The organism is Adhaeribacter soli (assembly GCF_008727925.1).
Lineage (GTDB): Bacteria > Bacteroidota > Bacteroidia > Cytophagales > Hymenobacteraceae > Adhaeribacter_A > Adhaeribacter_A soli.
Genome location: NZ_VTWT01000005.1, coordinates 13,380 through 27,904, shown reverse-complemented (window position 1 = coordinate 27,904; position 14,525 = coordinate 13,380). Strand labels below are relative to the sequence as shown.

The window sequence follows — 14,525 nt, the reverse complement described above, 5'->3', positions numbered from 1 at the left end:
GGGGAGGACAGGAGAATTATTGGAATTTATTAAAATCAGATAATGTGAAAATCCTCCCCCAACCCCCTCCAAAGGGGGACTTCAAAAAAAATGCGCAACCTCAGTTAGTTTCCCAGGCCCAGGATAACCTCAAATTCTTCGGGCTTCAGCGGCATTACCGAAAGGCGCGACTGGCGAAGCAGGCCAATTTGCTGCAGGCGCTGGTCGGCTTTTATTTGTTCCAGGGTTACTTTGTCTTTAAAATCGCGGGAAGGAACCAGCTCTACTGCCAGCCAGCGCGGATCGTCTATGGTAGGATCGGGGAAGGCTTCGGTTTCCACTTTGGCTAACCCAACCACGGCTTTTTCGGAAACACTGTGGTAAAACAGCACCAGATCGCCTTTTTTCATTTGCTGCAAAAAGTTCCGGGCCTGGTAATTGCGTACCCCGTCCCAAGTGGTTTTGCCGTCTTTTACCAGGTTGCCCCAGCTGTATGTTTCCGGTTCCGATTTTACTAACCAGTAGTTCATGCGTAATTAGTGAAGTGAGAGTTTGTTGAATGAGAAGAAAGATAGGAATAATCTAAGCAGAAAGGATTGCATTCGGGAATTGAAATAATTTCTGAAGTGAAAAGACCAGGAGCAAGACCCTGAAGGCCGGATGTGATTTTTTTTCTTCTTTGAAAAATATAAATTCTTAAATACCTGAATATTTATACGGTTGGATATTCTAAAGCCATTTATTTACCTCTTCCCGCATGCGTCATTCCTTTTATTCGGTCTTTGCTACTGATTTTTATATTGTTTTTTTACTTTCAGCATTTCCGGTTCCGCCGAAAAAACTTCCACCTGAAAATCGGTAGATTTTTTATCCGGGAAAGTCACGTTCAGCACCTTATCGTTCACTATTTCCCAGCGGCCGGGGTGCTCTTCCAGACCATCGGTCGGGGCAATATCATACTGGCGGAACGTGCCGTCGGCTTCCATGGTGAAACCGGTACGTCCGCGGGCCGGCGGAAAATCATAGCTGTTCGGCCGGTAAACAAGCGTATCGCCGCGGTCGTCTTCGTGGGAGTGCAGCCAGGTTTTACCCAGCAGGGCATTGGCTAAAGCCGCCGTTTTTTTATCGTCCTTTTTTTTGCAGGTACCCGCCATCAGCAACAGGCAAAGCAGCAAACCGGCCGGAATAATTTTGGAATAAACCGAGTTCAAAGTCCCCATAAGAAACGTTTAAAGGGTGAAAAGAGCAGGCAATATACAAAAATCATTTATTAGTGATTAGTGAATAGTGATTAATGCTTAGTAGGTGAAAACGATATGCTTTTTGTCTGAAAACTAAAAAGACCATTCCGTTTTCAATTCCGGCGGCTTTGCCTAATTTTACTTTTGCCAGTCAGCTAAAGCAAACGGCAAAGAAGAAATAATGTACGTGGGTACTTACGGTTTATGGAGTACTAATCACTAATCATTATTCACTAATCACTAAAAACAGATGGAAAATAAACAGATACGCCGCACTTTTAAACTGATGGCCAGCTTAATGGAGCTGCACGAGGAGAATCCGTTCAAAATAAAATCGTACCAGAACGCGGTAATGGTGCTCGAGCGCATCGATTCGCCGCTGGAAGGCCTGAGTGAAAAGCAACTGGAACATTTCGATGGCATTGGCAAGAACATTGCGGCTAAAATTGTGGAACTAAACCAGACCGGTTCCTTTGCCGACCTGAACAAGCTGCTGGAAATTACGCCGCCCGGCGTGGTGGAGATGCTCAACATCAAAGGCATCGGCCCGAAAAAGATCCGCACCATCTGGAAAGAACTGGGCATTGAAACCACGCAGCAATTGCTGGAAGCCTGTGAAAACGACCAGATCGCCAAGCTGAAAGGTTTCGGCGCCAAAACGCAGGAAACCCTGAAAAATGCGCTGCTTTATTCCGAAGAAAGCAAAGGAAAACTGCTCTGGGCCGAAGCCGAAATTCCTGCCGAAGACCTGAAAAATTTGCTCCGCGAAAACCTGCAAACCGACCTGGTAGAACTAACCGGCGAATATCGTCGTAGGCTGGAAATCATCGAAACGCTGCAGCTGGTAATCGGTACGGAAAACCCGGTAAAAACCCAGGAACAGCTAAACGAAATTTCGGCTTTGGAACAGGATCCAAAACTCTCCGGACCATTTGCCTGGCGCGGAACGATATCCGAAATCGGCTTAAAACTCGAAGTAAAACTGGTGTCGCCTGCCGATTTTGTAAATGAGGTTTTCCGGAGTTCTGCCACCGATGCGCATCTGAGCCAAGCCTACAACGGTTCTGAAACGCTATACCAATTGCTGAAAAAACAAACGTTCGCTTCCGAAGCTTCGGTTTACGAAAAAGCCGGCCTGAAATTTATTGAGCCGGAAATGCGCGAAGGCTACGGCGAACTGGAACTGGCCCGCGAAAACAAGCTTCCAAAACTGCTTACAGACGCCGACCTGAAAGGGATTCTGCACAACCACAGCACCTATTCTGACGGCACGCATACGCTGGAGCAAATGGCAGTTTTCTGCAAAGAAGCCGGCTACCAGTACCTCGGCATTTGCGACCATTCCAAATCGGCTTTTTACGCCAACGGTTTGCAGGAAGGCCGCGTCATGGCGCAGCACCGCGAAATTGAAAAGTTAAATCAGGAATTAGCCCCATTCAAAATTTTCAAAGGCATTGAATCCGACATTCTGAACGACGGCTCGCTAGACTACGAAGAGGCTATTCTGAAGACCTTCGATTTTGTAGTGGCCTCCGTGCACAGCAACCTGAAAATGACGGAAGAAAAAGCTACCGAACGCCTCATTAACGCTATCCGCAACCCCTATACCACCATGCTCGGCCACCCAACCGGCCGTTTGCTTTTGCGCCGCGAAGGTTACCCGATCGACCACAAAGCTGTGATAGATGCTTGCGCCGAAAATGGGGTGATTATTGAAATAAACGCCAACCCGTGGCGCCTCGACTTGGACTGGCGCTGGGTGCATTATGCCCTGGAAAAAGGCGTGATGCTCAGCATTAACCCCGATGCCCACAGCACTTCTGGCTACGCCGATATGCGCTACGGCGTACTCATGGGCCGCAAAGGTGGCCTAACCGCCGAAATGACTTTTAATGCAAAGAGTAGGGAAGAAGTGGAGGCTTATTTTCTGCAGCGGAAGAAAGAGAAGGGGATTTTGTAAAAGTTACTTTGCAGGATGAAAAGTATAGGAATATAATTTAAATTGTCTACCGTATTTATTTAACTTAAAACAGGGTTCATAACATTCAATGGGTTGTTGGCCAATGCCATTTAAATTCTGGGACTTTGAATAACTGTAGTAAAGACCTTCTTCACTTACTAATAAGCCGGATACATTGTAATTATAATTTGTACTTCCAACTTTAATTAGAAAAATTCCATCCGGTAAATTATAAGTTACCAGTTCTTGGCCGGGGCAAAAGGGTTTTGGTGGAGCTGATTTATCAACAAGTTTATAAACGAGGAATTTAGTTTCTGTTTCTACTTTGCCTGTTTCCGTGTACCTGAATTCAGTAATATTTCCAAGGTCGTTAACTTTGGCGCAATTAAATTGCTTTTCATTGGATTCAATATAGTGTTTGGTTATAACTAATTTCCCGGCACTATCAACTATATTGGATTTAATGCCATTGTTGATTATTTGATTTGTACCCGTGTTGGTCGTCCTATGGACAATAGTTTCTCCTTCACAGAAAGAGGATTCCAATGGTTGAATCCAAATGCTTTTATTATTTAAATCCAGATTTTTGCAATTTATAAGGCTTTGTTCCTTTGCATATTTATTTTCATAATAATTCCAAAGCCCCAATTTGGAATAAATTTCTGAATTGTGTTTGTCAATTATTAATGAATCAAAGACTAATTTTCTTCCTTTGACCTCTATAATCGAAGGTGGAATTTCTTCCCGCGTACTATAATCTACATCGCTAGCAAGAAATTCCTTTATCTTACCGTATAGAATGAATTGAAAAATCTGTTTTGCCGGTTTACCTTTTGAATCATAAGTAAAAGAGATTGAATGAATTTTCATTGCAACATAATAATCAAACGGTTGAATTGCTTCTTCATAATAATCCGGTAGAAACCCACCGTTTTTCTTCAAATTGAGTTTATCAATAGGTGTATTTAATTTCGGATAATTTGAGATACTTTCTTCAAAAGTTATTTTAATTAATCTCATTTTATCGTCATATGTGAATAAATTTCGCATCCAGCTTTTTTCAACTTCAGGATTAATAATAGGATCAAATCTTCCCACCCCTGACTTTGTATAATAATTCGCTTTTTCATAGTAAGTAAGATACCCTTGTTTGTTATAAGATAATGTAATTACATCACTAAAATGTGATTGACCAACCGGATAACCGGAACAAATTTTTACAGTGTCTACATTTAACGCTGCATAGTCTGGCCGATACCAATCTTTTTTATCTACTAAATATCCTTGGGCAAATAAAGTTGCTTCTGCGAAAATGAGTAAAAAACAAAGAATACAATGCCTCGCAGTTTCATTTTAAGTTACAATTTCAAATGTTTTGTAATTTAACCAATGTTTACTGGAGTTCGAAAGTTTTATCCTTAAATTTGCAGTATAATTATTCTGCCCTCTAGTTTTGTACAAAGTCCTCGTTCTCCGTTTTTCTTCCATTGGCGATATCGTTTTAACCACGCCGGTTGTGCGGGCTTTGAAGCGGCAGCTGGGCAATGCCAAAGTACATTATTGCACCAAGCAGGGCTTCCGCAGCATCGTAGAAAATAACCCCTACATCGATAAAACCCACTACCTCGGCGAGAGCCTGAACGACCTGATCGCGGAGCTGAAAAAAGAACGCTTCGATTACGTAGTGGACCTGCACAATAACCTCCGCACGCGCATTATCAGAACCCGCCTCGGCAGGCCATCCGGCACCTTTGATAAACTCAATATTCAGAAGTGGCTGTTGGTGAACCTGAAGTACAATGCTATGCCCGACTTGCACATCGTAGACCGGTATTTCGGCGCCACCGATAAGCTCCGGCTCGGCATCAAGAACGACGGGCAGGGTTTGGATTATTTTATTCCGGAACAAGACGAAGTAGCCCTGAATAGCTTACCAGAAACCCACCGGAACGGCTATTACGGCATGGCCATCGGCGCCCAGCACTACACCAAGCGCCTGCCGGTAGAAAAGCTCATCGAACTTTGCGAAAAAATTAATGCACCCATCATTCTGCTCGGCGGCAAAGAAGACCACGAAACCGGCGAATTAATTGCGAAGCATTTCCAAAACCCGAACAACGAACAACGAACAACGAACAACGAAATCCCAACAACCAACAACCAACAACCAACAACCATCTACAACGCTTGCGGCAAGTACAACCTGAATCAGTCGGCTTCGCTGGTAAAACAGTGCAAGGCGCTTTTTACCCACGATACCGGTTTAATGCACATTGGGGCGGCTTTTAAGAAAAAGATTTACAGCATCTGGGGGAATACGGTTCCGGCTTTCGGCATGTATCCGTACAAAACCGATTTCGAGGTTTTCGAGGTGAAAGGGTTGAATTGCCGGCCTTGTTCGAAGATCGGGTACAGCAAATGTCCGCGAGGCCATTTCAAGTGTATGCGCGAACAGAAATTTGATTTTGAGCTTCCGGCTTAACCTTTTTTCGCTTTTCCAGTTTTAGAGGGCAGAACCATAGCCTTTCAGTTTTGGAAAAATTAGCTTCCTGTGATATTGAACCCTGTGACGTAACGGTACAGGTGGGCCCGCGCGCCTTAAAAGCAAAAGTGAGATCCGGTAACCATACGTTTGTAGTGGACGAGCCCGTAAACTTGGGCGGCGAAGATACCGGCCCGCACCCCTACGACCTGATCTTATCCGCTTTGGGAAGCTGTACGGCTATTACCTTGCGGATGTATGCGAACCGGAAACAGTGGCCCCTAGAAAAGATCGAAACCCGGCTGCAGTATTTCACCCGTGAGAAAACCTTTGCCACCGAAGCCGATTTTAAGGAGATCCAGGAAATAATAATGCTGGTAAAACTATCCGGAAATTTATCGGAAGAACAGGTGCAGCGCCTTACGGTTATTGCCGGAAAATGCCCGGTGCACCAAAGCCTTTTACCGGCCTTCCCGATTACCATGAAAGTAGAAATGGCAGCCCCGGATTTTCAATAGATTCACCTTCCGGAGAGCTGCCACCTTTCTATTACCTTTCAACTTGTTTTGTCGGCTTCTTTTAACCCGCACCAGTAATCGGCTAAATTCTGCCAGAGGAGTTTCTGAACCCCAGCCCAGCCGCCTTCGGCAATTAACGTATTTACGGCGCTCCGGTAACCGGCTTCCTCCTGATTGTTGATTGTTTCATTTTTTCCGATCTCCGCTGCCCAAATCTTATTTTCTTTTAATTCCACCCGGAACGTACTGCTGGTTTCCTTCACAAAAAAGTGCTGGGTTTTATCGTCGTCGTTGGTTGGGTTGGAACAGGGGTGCACCGTAAATTCCGTCAGGTTTTCTTCCTCTTTCAGGCTGGTTACTTCCACCCAGTTTTCAATGGCCACGCCCGGCAAAATGATCTTCATGAAATACCCTACTTTCGGGTTAGCAGGAACCGGCTTAAGCTGTTCGTTGTAGAGCTCGAAAGTTGCTTTTATCCCGGATTCTTCGGTCCATTTGTTTATGGCATAAAGTCGTTCTTTAGCGGCCGGGAAATGCTTTTTTGTTTCTTCGGCGGTTTCAAATTCCCGCTCTGCCTTAAATAGTTTATTCTTGCTTTCTTCTCCAACCAGCGCTTTGGCTTCGTGTTTCAGTTTATCGAAAAGTTCGTCTAATCCCATTGCTTCTTACTTTTGTACTGGCTTGGATACGGTTTTGCGGAAAGGGAGTTTGGGAAGGTGAATAAGCAATTAGTTCTGGCAGAGGTTTGCTGTACTTTTTAGCTTCTTAGGCATAGCAGTTTTGTAGTTAGCGTTGTTCGGTAAGAATGGTCAACCACCCCCAGCCCCTCCTTGAAAAAAGGAGGGGAGCTGTCCGTAGCCTGATTTTATCTTACTTCGAAGCATGACTCATGCGCGTTACAGACCTGGCGAAAATGATTGATATTATTAGCTTGCTTAATTAGGACTTCTTATCCTACCATTTCTACCGTTAACTACAAAACGCCAGAATTAAAATTCAGCACTGCAGCAGCTCCCTCCCCTGAATTAGGGGAGGGTTGGGGTGGGGTCACCCTTCCTGCCAAATAAAAAAAGGCGACCAATCCTGACCGCCCTTTTCAAATTACATTTTCAAATAAAATTACTTGATCACCTCAAACCCTAAATAGCTGTGCAGGATCTTCGGCATTTTAATGCCTTCCGGCGTCTGGTTGTTTTCCAGAATAGCAGCTACAATTCTTGGTAAGGCTAAGGCGCTTCCATTTAAAGTGTGCAGCAATTGCGTTTTGCCGTTTTCACCTTTGTAGCGGAGTTTTAAGCGGTTGGCTTGGTAGGTTTCGAAGTTGGAGCAGGAGCTTACTTCCAGCCAGCGGCCTTGCGCGGCGGAATAAACTTCCATGTCGTAAGTCAGGGCGGAGGTGAAACCCATGTCGCCGCCGCACAATCTTAATACGCGGTACGGTAACTCTAATTTCTGCAGTAAGCTTTGGATGTACTTGCTCATTTCTTCCAGGGCTTCGTAGCTTTTCTCCGGCTCCTGGATCTGCACGATCTCTACTTTGTCGAACTGGTGTAGACGGTTCAGGCCGCGCACGTCGGCACCCCACGATCCGGCTTCACGGCGGAAGCAGGGCGTGTGGCCGGCATTCTTGATCGGCAGTTTTTCGCGCGGAATAATTTCGTCGCGGTAAATGTTGGTGATCGGTACTTCGGCCGTTGGAATCAGGTAATAATTGTCTTCGGTGGCGTGATACATTTGGCCTTCTTTATCGGGCAACTGACCGGTACCGAAACCGGAAGCTTCGTTAACCAGAATTGGCGGCTGAATTTCGGTGTAACCGGCTTTCAGGGCTTCGTCTAAAAAGAAATTGATTAACGCGCGCTGCAAACGGGCACCCTGTTTTTTATAAACCGGGAAACCGGCGCCGGTAATTTTATTGCCGAGGTCGAAGTCGATGATGTCGTATTTTTTGATCAGCTCCCAGTGCGGCATCGCGCCTTCGTGCAACGTCGGGATTTCGCCGTGCTGAAAAATATTTTCGTTGTCTTCGGCAGAACGGCCTTCAGGTACGCTTTCGTGCGGAATGTTCGGCAGTTTTACCAGCATCTGCTGCAGCTCGTTTTCCAGCGTTGCCAGTTCTTCGCCCAGCGTTTTGGATTTTGCTTTCAGCTCGGCGGTTTCGGCTTTCAGTTCTTCGGCTTTTGCTTTTTCGCCGCTTTTCATCAGGTTACCGATCTCGCGGGCCAGCGAATTGGAGCGCGACAACACATCGTCGTTTTCGAGCTGTACCTTGCGGCGGCGCTGGTCGGTTTCCAGTATGGCGGCAATTTCGGCAGCTGCATTTTTATAATGCTTCTTCGTAAGTCCGGCAATGGCCAGATCGGTCTGTTCTTTTAAAACGGAGAGTTGCAGCATAGTTTCTGATAAAAAGTTTAAGGCGCAAAAATATACTTTTTTGCAGATTGAACGTTAAATCTGAAATCTTTTCCCGGAAATTGAAACATTTTTACCAAAAACCTCGCTAATGCTTTGGTAATTCGTCTGGTTTGGTTTAACATTGTGGCACGAATTCAAAACAGGCCAAATTTCCGGGCCAAAAATCAGTACAAAATCAAACTCTAATATTTTCCTGAACCTGCCTTTCCGGATACACCTATCCTGTGGCCTTCAAGAAAACAGTTCAACTACCGTTATCTTTTCTATGTACAACATTGAAGAATTGAAAGACAAGCTGCTTTCAGAGCTCAAAGAAATCGCTGAACGGCTTGGCGTGACCAATTTCAAGAAACTCAGCAAACAAGATCTCATCTACAAGATCCTCGACCAGCAGGCCTTGCTTCCGGCCGAAAAGCTGCCCCGGAGAGGTCGCGTAGCCGCCGCTGTTTCTGCCCCGGTTGCCGAAACCGCCATTGCCACCGATACGGCCGTGGCCGAGCCTGCTGAAAAGCCCGCCGCCGCTGTCCGCCACGATGCCCAAGTGCAGGATTTTAGTCCGGCCGTTGCCGTAGAACCAGCAGAACGGACATCCGAAGAAGGTCAGGATACTTCAGAAAGACAGGATAACGGAGAAAAATTAGATTCCAACGGTCGGCCGATCCGGCCATTCCAGCCACGTCAGCCCCGGGAAAATCGCCAGAACCAGCAACTCCGCGGTGAGCAACCGGGCCGCCAGATGCGGGAGCCAAGACCACAAGACCAACAGCAGCAGCAGCCCCGTGAAATGCGCGAGCAAGGTCAGCAGGAAGTTCGGGAGCCAAAAGAAAGACGCGAGCCACAGCAAACGCAGGAGCCCCGCGAACAACGGGAGACCAGAGAACAACAACCCCGCGAACAACGGGAAAACATTCAGCCGCAGCCCCGCGAAGTACAAGCCCCGCGCGACGAAAACCAGCCCCGCGAACAACGGCAGCCATTCCAGCAAAAGCAACAGCCACAGCAAAATCAGCAACGGCCGCAACAGCAGGGACAGCCGCAAAATCAGTCGGCATTCAACAACAATAACTGGCGCGAATTTGATGGCGTAATTGCTAACGAAGGCGTGTTGGAATTAATGCAGGACGGTTACGGTTTCCTCCGTTCTACCTACTACAATTACTTAGCTTCTCCGGACGATATTTACGTTTCTCCTTCCCAGATCAAGTTATTCGGTTTAAAAACCGGCGATACCGTGAAAGGTACCGTACGCGCTCCGAAAGAAGGCGAAAAATACTTTGCCCTCCTGAAAGTGGACTCCGTAAACGGCCGTACCACCGAAGAAATTCGCGACCGGATTCCGTTCCAGCACTTAACCCCGCTTTTCCCGGAAGAACGCTTAAAACTGACTACCAAATCCAGCCAGTATTCCACCCGCATCATGGACCTGTTTGCGCCGATTGGTAAAGGCCAGCGGGGTATGATCGTGGCGCAGCCGAAAACCGGTAAAACGGTATTGCTGAAAGAAATTGCCAACGCCATTGCCGAAAACCACCCGGAAGTTTACCTGATGATCCTCTTAATTGACGAGCGTCCGGAAGAGGTAACGGATATGGCGCGTAGCGTGAAAGCGGAAGTGATTGCTTCTACGTTTGATGAAACTGCCGAGCGTCACGTGAAAATTTCCAGCATTGTATTGGATAAAGCCAAACGGATGGTAGAGTGCGGCCACGACGTAGTAATTTTATTAGATTCCATTACCCGTCTGGCGCGTGCTTACAACACTGTTGTTCCTTCTTCCGGTAAGATCCTTTCCGGTGGGGTGGATGCCAATGCGCTGCACAAACCGAAGCGTTTCTTTGGTGCAGCCCGTAACGTGGAAAATGGTGGTTCTTTAACCATTATCGCTACCGCCCTGATCGAAACCGGTTCTAAAATGGACGAAGTGATCTTCGAAGAATTTAAAGGAACAGGTAACATGGAGCTTCAGCTGGATCGGAAACTGGCTAACCGCCGTATTTATCCGGCTATCGATGTTCCGGCTTCCGGTACCCGCCGTGAGGACTTGCTGATGGATAAAGATGAACTGAACCGCATCTGGATCCTTCGCAAATTCATGTCGGATATGAACGCAATCGAGGCCATGGAATTCCTGAAAGACCGCATGAAAGGTACCAAGGATAACGACGAGTTCCTGATCTCGATGAATTCGTAGGTTCGATTGTTAGAATTTTCGAATTTTCGTAGGTTCGAATGTTCGATTTTCGGTAAATAAGAAAAGGTCCTGCTACTGGTTTGTGGCAGGACCTTTTTTGTTGATTTTGGTAGCGTTTTTAAGCCAAGCCTTGTAATACAGGCACAAACCTACCTTATTGCGTATCCTGAGTGGGGAAAAGTTGGGGTTAAAATTTCGAAAAGTGGGAATGACATTAAAAATTGGTTTTCAGTAGTGGTGCCGTTTGCTAAGTGTCATCCTGAGCACAGCGAAGGACCTTGTCGGAATTTAGTAGTATGCCCTCTACTGGGAGCCGACGAGGTCCTTCGCTGTGCTCAGGATGACGCAATATTTTAATTATGTCATGAGTAATGACAGCGAAGGACCTCGTCGGCGTTGAGCACTAATGCCTTTTCTTGCTCAGAACTACCGTTTTTTCGGTCATTTCGACCAAAGGGAGAAATCCCATAGGTTGGCAGTAATTTCTATTCTGGCATTTTTACCTTATTCCGGAAATCTCTCCTTGCGTCGAGATGGCCGCGTTTTTTCATCCTGCTACGGCAGTCTTTCCGAAAAAACTAAAGTCCTGAAAATCCTTTAATCCTGTAAATCCTGATTCTTACAAAGCCGAAGGCCGCCACCCAATAAGGAGCAGGCGCGGGGTAGTTGATTGGTAAATAAAATGTAGTTTCCGGGGTTATTTTGCACTGAGTACTGCCTTTAAATTTCCTTCAGTTACAGTTTAAGCCTGATAATCATAGCGTTTGGGGAGAATATAATGAAAAAAGGCTAAAGGTTGAAATAGCGAAATCCGCTTTTAAACATTTATATTTGCAGGATTTTTCCTGTCGCCGGCCGGTAAGCGGTGTAGATGCAGAGGCAGGATATTTTACAATGTCTGAACAAGAACAACCGAATAGTACCCCCAAACCTACAAAGGCTTATGCGCGGCTGGTAAACTGGCTCTGGCGTTTTTTTGCCTTTGGCCTGATCGGGTTTCTGGTTTACCTTTTCCTCGTCGATATCAATTTCCTTTTCCTGTTCGGCGCATCGCCCAGCCTCGATAAACTGGAAAATCCCAAAACGGAACTGGCTTCGGAGCTTTATACCGCCGATGGCGTACTGATCGGGAAGTATTTCCGCGAGAACCGGAGCCCGGTGAAGTACGAGAAAATTTCGCCCATGCTCGTTAAGGCTTTAATTGCTACCGAAGATGCGCGTTTTTACAATCATTCGGGTATCGATCCGGAAGCCATGCTGGGCGTGGTAGCGGCAGTAGCGAAAGGCGAAAGCCGCGGCGGCTCAACACTTACGCAACAGCTGGCCAAAAACCTGTACAAGATCCGGACGGAAAAGTCGAAAGGGGCTTTGGGATATATTCCCGGCGTTAGTACGTTGATAAACAAAACCAAGGAATGGATAACGGCTATTAAGCTGGAGCAGAATTATACCAAACAGGAAATCCTGACGATGTACCTGAACACGGTAGATTTCGGCAGTAATTCTTTCGGGATAAAAGTGGCTGCCAAAACGTTTTTTGGAACCTCGCCGGATAGTTTAAAAACCGAAGAAGCTGCCGTGCTGGTGGGTTTGCTCAAAGCGCCAACCACGTATTCTCCCCGTTTTAACCCGGAAAATTCCATGCGCCGCCGGAATGTGGTGCTGGCCCAGATGGCAAAATACCGGGTAATACCGCAACACATGGCCGATTCGTTGAGCGCCCTGCCCATTGTGCTGAAATACAAAGTAGAAAACCACTACGATGGTCCGGCTACGTATTTCAGAGGGGCGGTAAGCGAATACGTGAAGAGATGGTGCAACGAAAACGGCTACGACCTGTACCGCGACGGCCTGAAAATTTACACCACCATCGATTCGCGCTTGCAGGCGCTGGCCGAACAGGCTATGGAAAAACGGATGCGCGACCTGCAAAAGAAATTCTACCGCCACTGGGGCAAAAACAACCCGTGGGTAGACGATAAAGACAAGGAAATTCCCGGCTTTCTGGAAGCCAGCATGAAGCGCACCGAATACTACAAAGCGCTGAAAAAGAAATACGGCAACGATCAGGCTGCCATCGAAGCCGAACTGAACCGTCCGCGGGTAATGAAGGTGTTTACGTGGGATAACGACAGTCTGGAGAAAACCGTGACCATGAGTGCGATGGATTCACTGGCATATTACAAACGCATTTTGCGCGCCGGCATGGTTACCATGGACCCGCATTCCGGCCAGATCAAAGCCTGGGTAGGGGGCATCAACTTCAAATATTTCAAATACGACCACGTAAAACAGGCCAAACGGCAGCCGGGCTCTACTTTCAAGCCATTCGTGTACGTAACCGCCATCGACAAAGGCTACTCGCCTTGCGACCGGATGCAGGACAAGCGCATTACCATTAACTACATGGAGAACGGCGAAGCCAAAAGCTGGAGCCCGCACAACGCCGATTATCATTTTTCGGGTGCTAACATTACCATCCGGCACGCCATGGGTAAATCCATTAATTCCATTACTGCACAGTTAACCGAAAAAGTGGGCTGGGAAACCGTAGCGGAATACGCTAAAAAACTCGGCATTAAAAGCAAGTTGGAGGCGGTACCTTCCATTGGTCTGGGATCTTCGGATGTGTCGTTGTTTGAATTGGTGGGCGCTTACGGTACGTTCGTGAACAACGGTTTCCGGACCGAGCCGATGTACGTTACCCGCATTGAAGACCGCAACGGCAACGTGATCCATACCTTTATGCCGAAGCAGAAAAAAGTGCTCAGCTCCGAAACGGCCTGGCTCATGACCTACATGCTGAAAGGCGGGATGGAAGAACAGGGCGGAACCTCACAGGCGCTCTGGGAATACGACTTGGGCTGGCGCAAAGGCAACGAAGTAGGCGGCAAAACCGGTACCACTTCCAACCATTCCGACGGTTGGTACGTGGGTGTAACCAAAGACCTGATTACCGGCGTGTGGGTAGGCGGCGATGACCGGAGCATCCACTTCCGGACTTCCAGCTTAGGCGAGGGCTCCAAAACAGCGTTGCCGGTGTATGGCATTTTTATGGAAAATGTGTACAAGAACCCGGACCTGGGTTATACCTTCGGCCGTTTCCCGAAACCTACCGTCAAGATCCGCAAAAAGTACATGTGCCAATCTTACATCCCGAAACCAAAAGTAGATTCGCTGCAGATCAAGGATGCGCAGGATGTGGAGCCGGGTGATGGGGGAGAAGGTGCTACGGCGATTGTGCCGTGATTGTAGAAGAATGGCAATTCTAATGGGTTCTAAGCATGATAAAGGCGTATAAATATTTCTTTTATAAGATTTATAAAGGTTCTTTAGGAAATGGGGAAGAAAGTCCTATTTATGCTTTCTCAATTGCATGGGGCTTGCTTGGAATGAATTTATTATCAATACTATTTACATTAGAATGGTTGTTTGATTATAAGCTCCCAGTAGCAGGCAAGCCTCTACAATTATTAATTTTAGGAGCTTTCATTTATTTTAATTATTGCTTATTACTGAAGAATGGATCAAATAAAAAGATTTTAGAACATTATAAATTAAATCCTCCAATTAAAGAAGGAACAGGAACCCTACTGATTTTAGGATATATAATACTTTCTATTCTTTTCGTAATTTTTATAGCAAATCTAAAATAAAGGATCTATTGCAACATTTTCATAAAAAAAGCCTGCTCCACGGAGCAGGCTTTTTCTGTAATAATCAGTAGCGTTTGAATCAA

At 46.5% G+C, this 14,525-nt stretch carries 11 protein-coding genes; 6 read left to right on the top strand and 5 right to left on the bottom strand.

Annotated elements, in window-relative coordinates; all coding sequences use genetic code 11:
• Nucleotides 1-104: 104 nt before the first annotated feature.
• Nucleotides 105-509: an EVE domain-containing protein gene (locus F0P94_RS09805; RefSeq protein ID WP_150903711.1), complete on the bottom strand. Its 405-nt coding sequence runs from the start codon at nt 507-509 to the stop codon at nt 105-107.
• A gap of 255 nt (nt 510-764) precedes the next feature.
• Nucleotides 765-1,199, bottom strand: a complete 435-nt coding sequence (locus F0P94_RS09800) for a hypothetical protein (RefSeq protein ID WP_225307182.1) — start codon at nt 1,197-1,199, stop codon at nt 765-767.
• A gap of 271 nt (nt 1,200-1,470) precedes the next feature.
• Between F0P94_RS09800 and polX the strand changes: the two genes are divergently transcribed.
• On the top strand, nt 1,471-3,180 hold the full coding sequence (gene polX / locus F0P94_RS09795; protein ID WP_150903710.1) for a DNA polymerase/3'-5' exonuclease PolX: 1,710 nt from the start codon (nt 1,471-1,473) through the stop codon (nt 3,178-3,180).
• A gap of 3 nt (nt 3,181-3,183) precedes the next feature.
• On the opposite strand, the gene F0P94_RS09790 is transcribed toward polX, so the two are convergent.
• Nucleotides 3,184-4,278 (bottom strand): hypothetical protein, encoded by a 1,095-nt coding sequence (locus F0P94_RS09790; protein ID WP_150903709.1) that lies wholly within the window; start codon nt 4,276-4,278, stop codon nt 3,184-3,186.
• Nucleotides 4,279-4,633: 355 nt separating this feature from the next.
• On the opposite strand from F0P94_RS09790, the gene F0P94_RS09785 reads away from it, so the two are divergent.
• Nucleotides 4,634-5,662 (top strand): glycosyltransferase family 9 protein, encoded by a 1,029-nt coding sequence (locus F0P94_RS09785; RefSeq protein WP_150903708.1) that lies wholly within the window; start codon nt 4,634-4,636, stop codon nt 5,660-5,662.
• A gap of 50 nt (nt 5,663-5,712) precedes the next feature.
• The gene (locus F0P94_RS09780) at nt 5,713-6,180 is read left to right on the top strand and encodes an OsmC family protein (RefSeq protein WP_225307181.1); all 468 of its coding nucleotides are present in this window, start codon (nt 5,713-5,715) and stop codon (nt 6,178-6,180) included.
• 38 nt (nt 6,181-6,218) lie between these two features.
• On the opposite strand, the gene F0P94_RS09775 is transcribed toward F0P94_RS09780, so the two are convergent.
• Nucleotides 6,219-6,839 (bottom strand): hypothetical protein, encoded by a 621-nt coding sequence (locus F0P94_RS09775; RefSeq protein WP_150903707.1) that lies wholly within the window; start codon nt 6,837-6,839, stop codon nt 6,219-6,221.
• Nucleotides 6,840-7,299: 460 nt separating this feature from the next.
• Entirely contained in the window at nt 7,300-8,574 is a 1,275-nt protein-coding gene (gene serS / locus F0P94_RS09770; RefSeq protein ID WP_150903706.1) for a serine--tRNA ligase, read from the bottom strand.
• Between the two features lie 286 nt (nt 8,575-8,860).
• Here serS and rho point away from each other — a divergent pair, with 286 nt between their 5' ends.
• From rho to F0P94_RS09755, 3 genes are all read left to right on the top strand, one after another.
• The gene (gene rho, locus F0P94_RS09765) at nt 8,861-10,786 is read left to right on the top strand and encodes a transcription termination factor Rho (protein WP_150903705.1); all 1,926 of its coding nucleotides are present in this window, start codon (nt 8,861-8,863) and stop codon (nt 10,784-10,786) included.
• An 894-nt stretch (nt 10,787-11,680) separates the two neighbouring features.
• Nucleotides 11,681-14,035 carry a penicillin-binding protein 1A gene (locus tag F0P94_RS09760; RefSeq protein WP_150903704.1) on the top strand — a complete coding sequence of 785 codons (2,355 nt, stop codon included), beginning with the start codon at nt 11,681-11,683 and terminating at the stop codon, nt 14,033-14,035.
• Nucleotides 14,036-14,070: 35 nt separating this feature from the next.
• Nucleotides 14,071-14,442, top strand: coding sequence for a hypothetical protein (locus F0P94_RS09755; RefSeq protein WP_150903703.1), 372 nt, complete (start codon nt 14,071-14,073; stop codon nt 14,440-14,442).
• Nucleotides 14,443-14,525: the final 83 nt, after the last annotated feature.

Bases quoted from the DNA above. Each gene is read 5' to 3' on its own strand.
- polX (WP_150903710.1), top strand. From the start codon at position 1,471: ATGGAAAATAAACAGATACGCCGCACTTTTAAACTGATGGCCAGCTTA.
- serS (WP_150903706.1), bottom strand. From the start codon at position 8,574: ATGCTGCAACTCTCCGTTTTAAAAGAACAGACCGATCTGGCCATTGCC.
- F0P94_RS09775 (WP_150903707.1), bottom strand. From the start codon at position 6,839: ATGGGATTAGACGAACTTTTCGATAAACTGAAACACGAAGCCAAAGCG.
- F0P94_RS09755 (WP_150903703.1), top strand. From the start codon at position 14,071: ATGATAAAGGCGTATAAATATTTCTTTTATAAGATTTATAAAGGTTCT.
- rho (WP_150903705.1), top strand. From the start codon at position 8,861: ATGTACAACATTGAAGAATTGAAAGACAAGCTGCTTTCAGAGCTCAAA.
- F0P94_RS09760 (WP_150903704.1), top strand. From the start codon at position 11,681: ATGTCTGAACAAGAACAACCGAATAGTACCCCCAAACCTACAAAGGCT.
- F0P94_RS09800 (WP_225307182.1), bottom strand. From the start codon at position 1,199: ATGGGGACTTTGAACTCGGTTTATTCCAAAATTATTCCGGCCGGTTTG.
- F0P94_RS09805 (WP_150903711.1), bottom strand. From the start codon at position 509: ATGAACTACTGGTTAGTAAAATCGGAACCGGAAACATACAGCTGGGGC.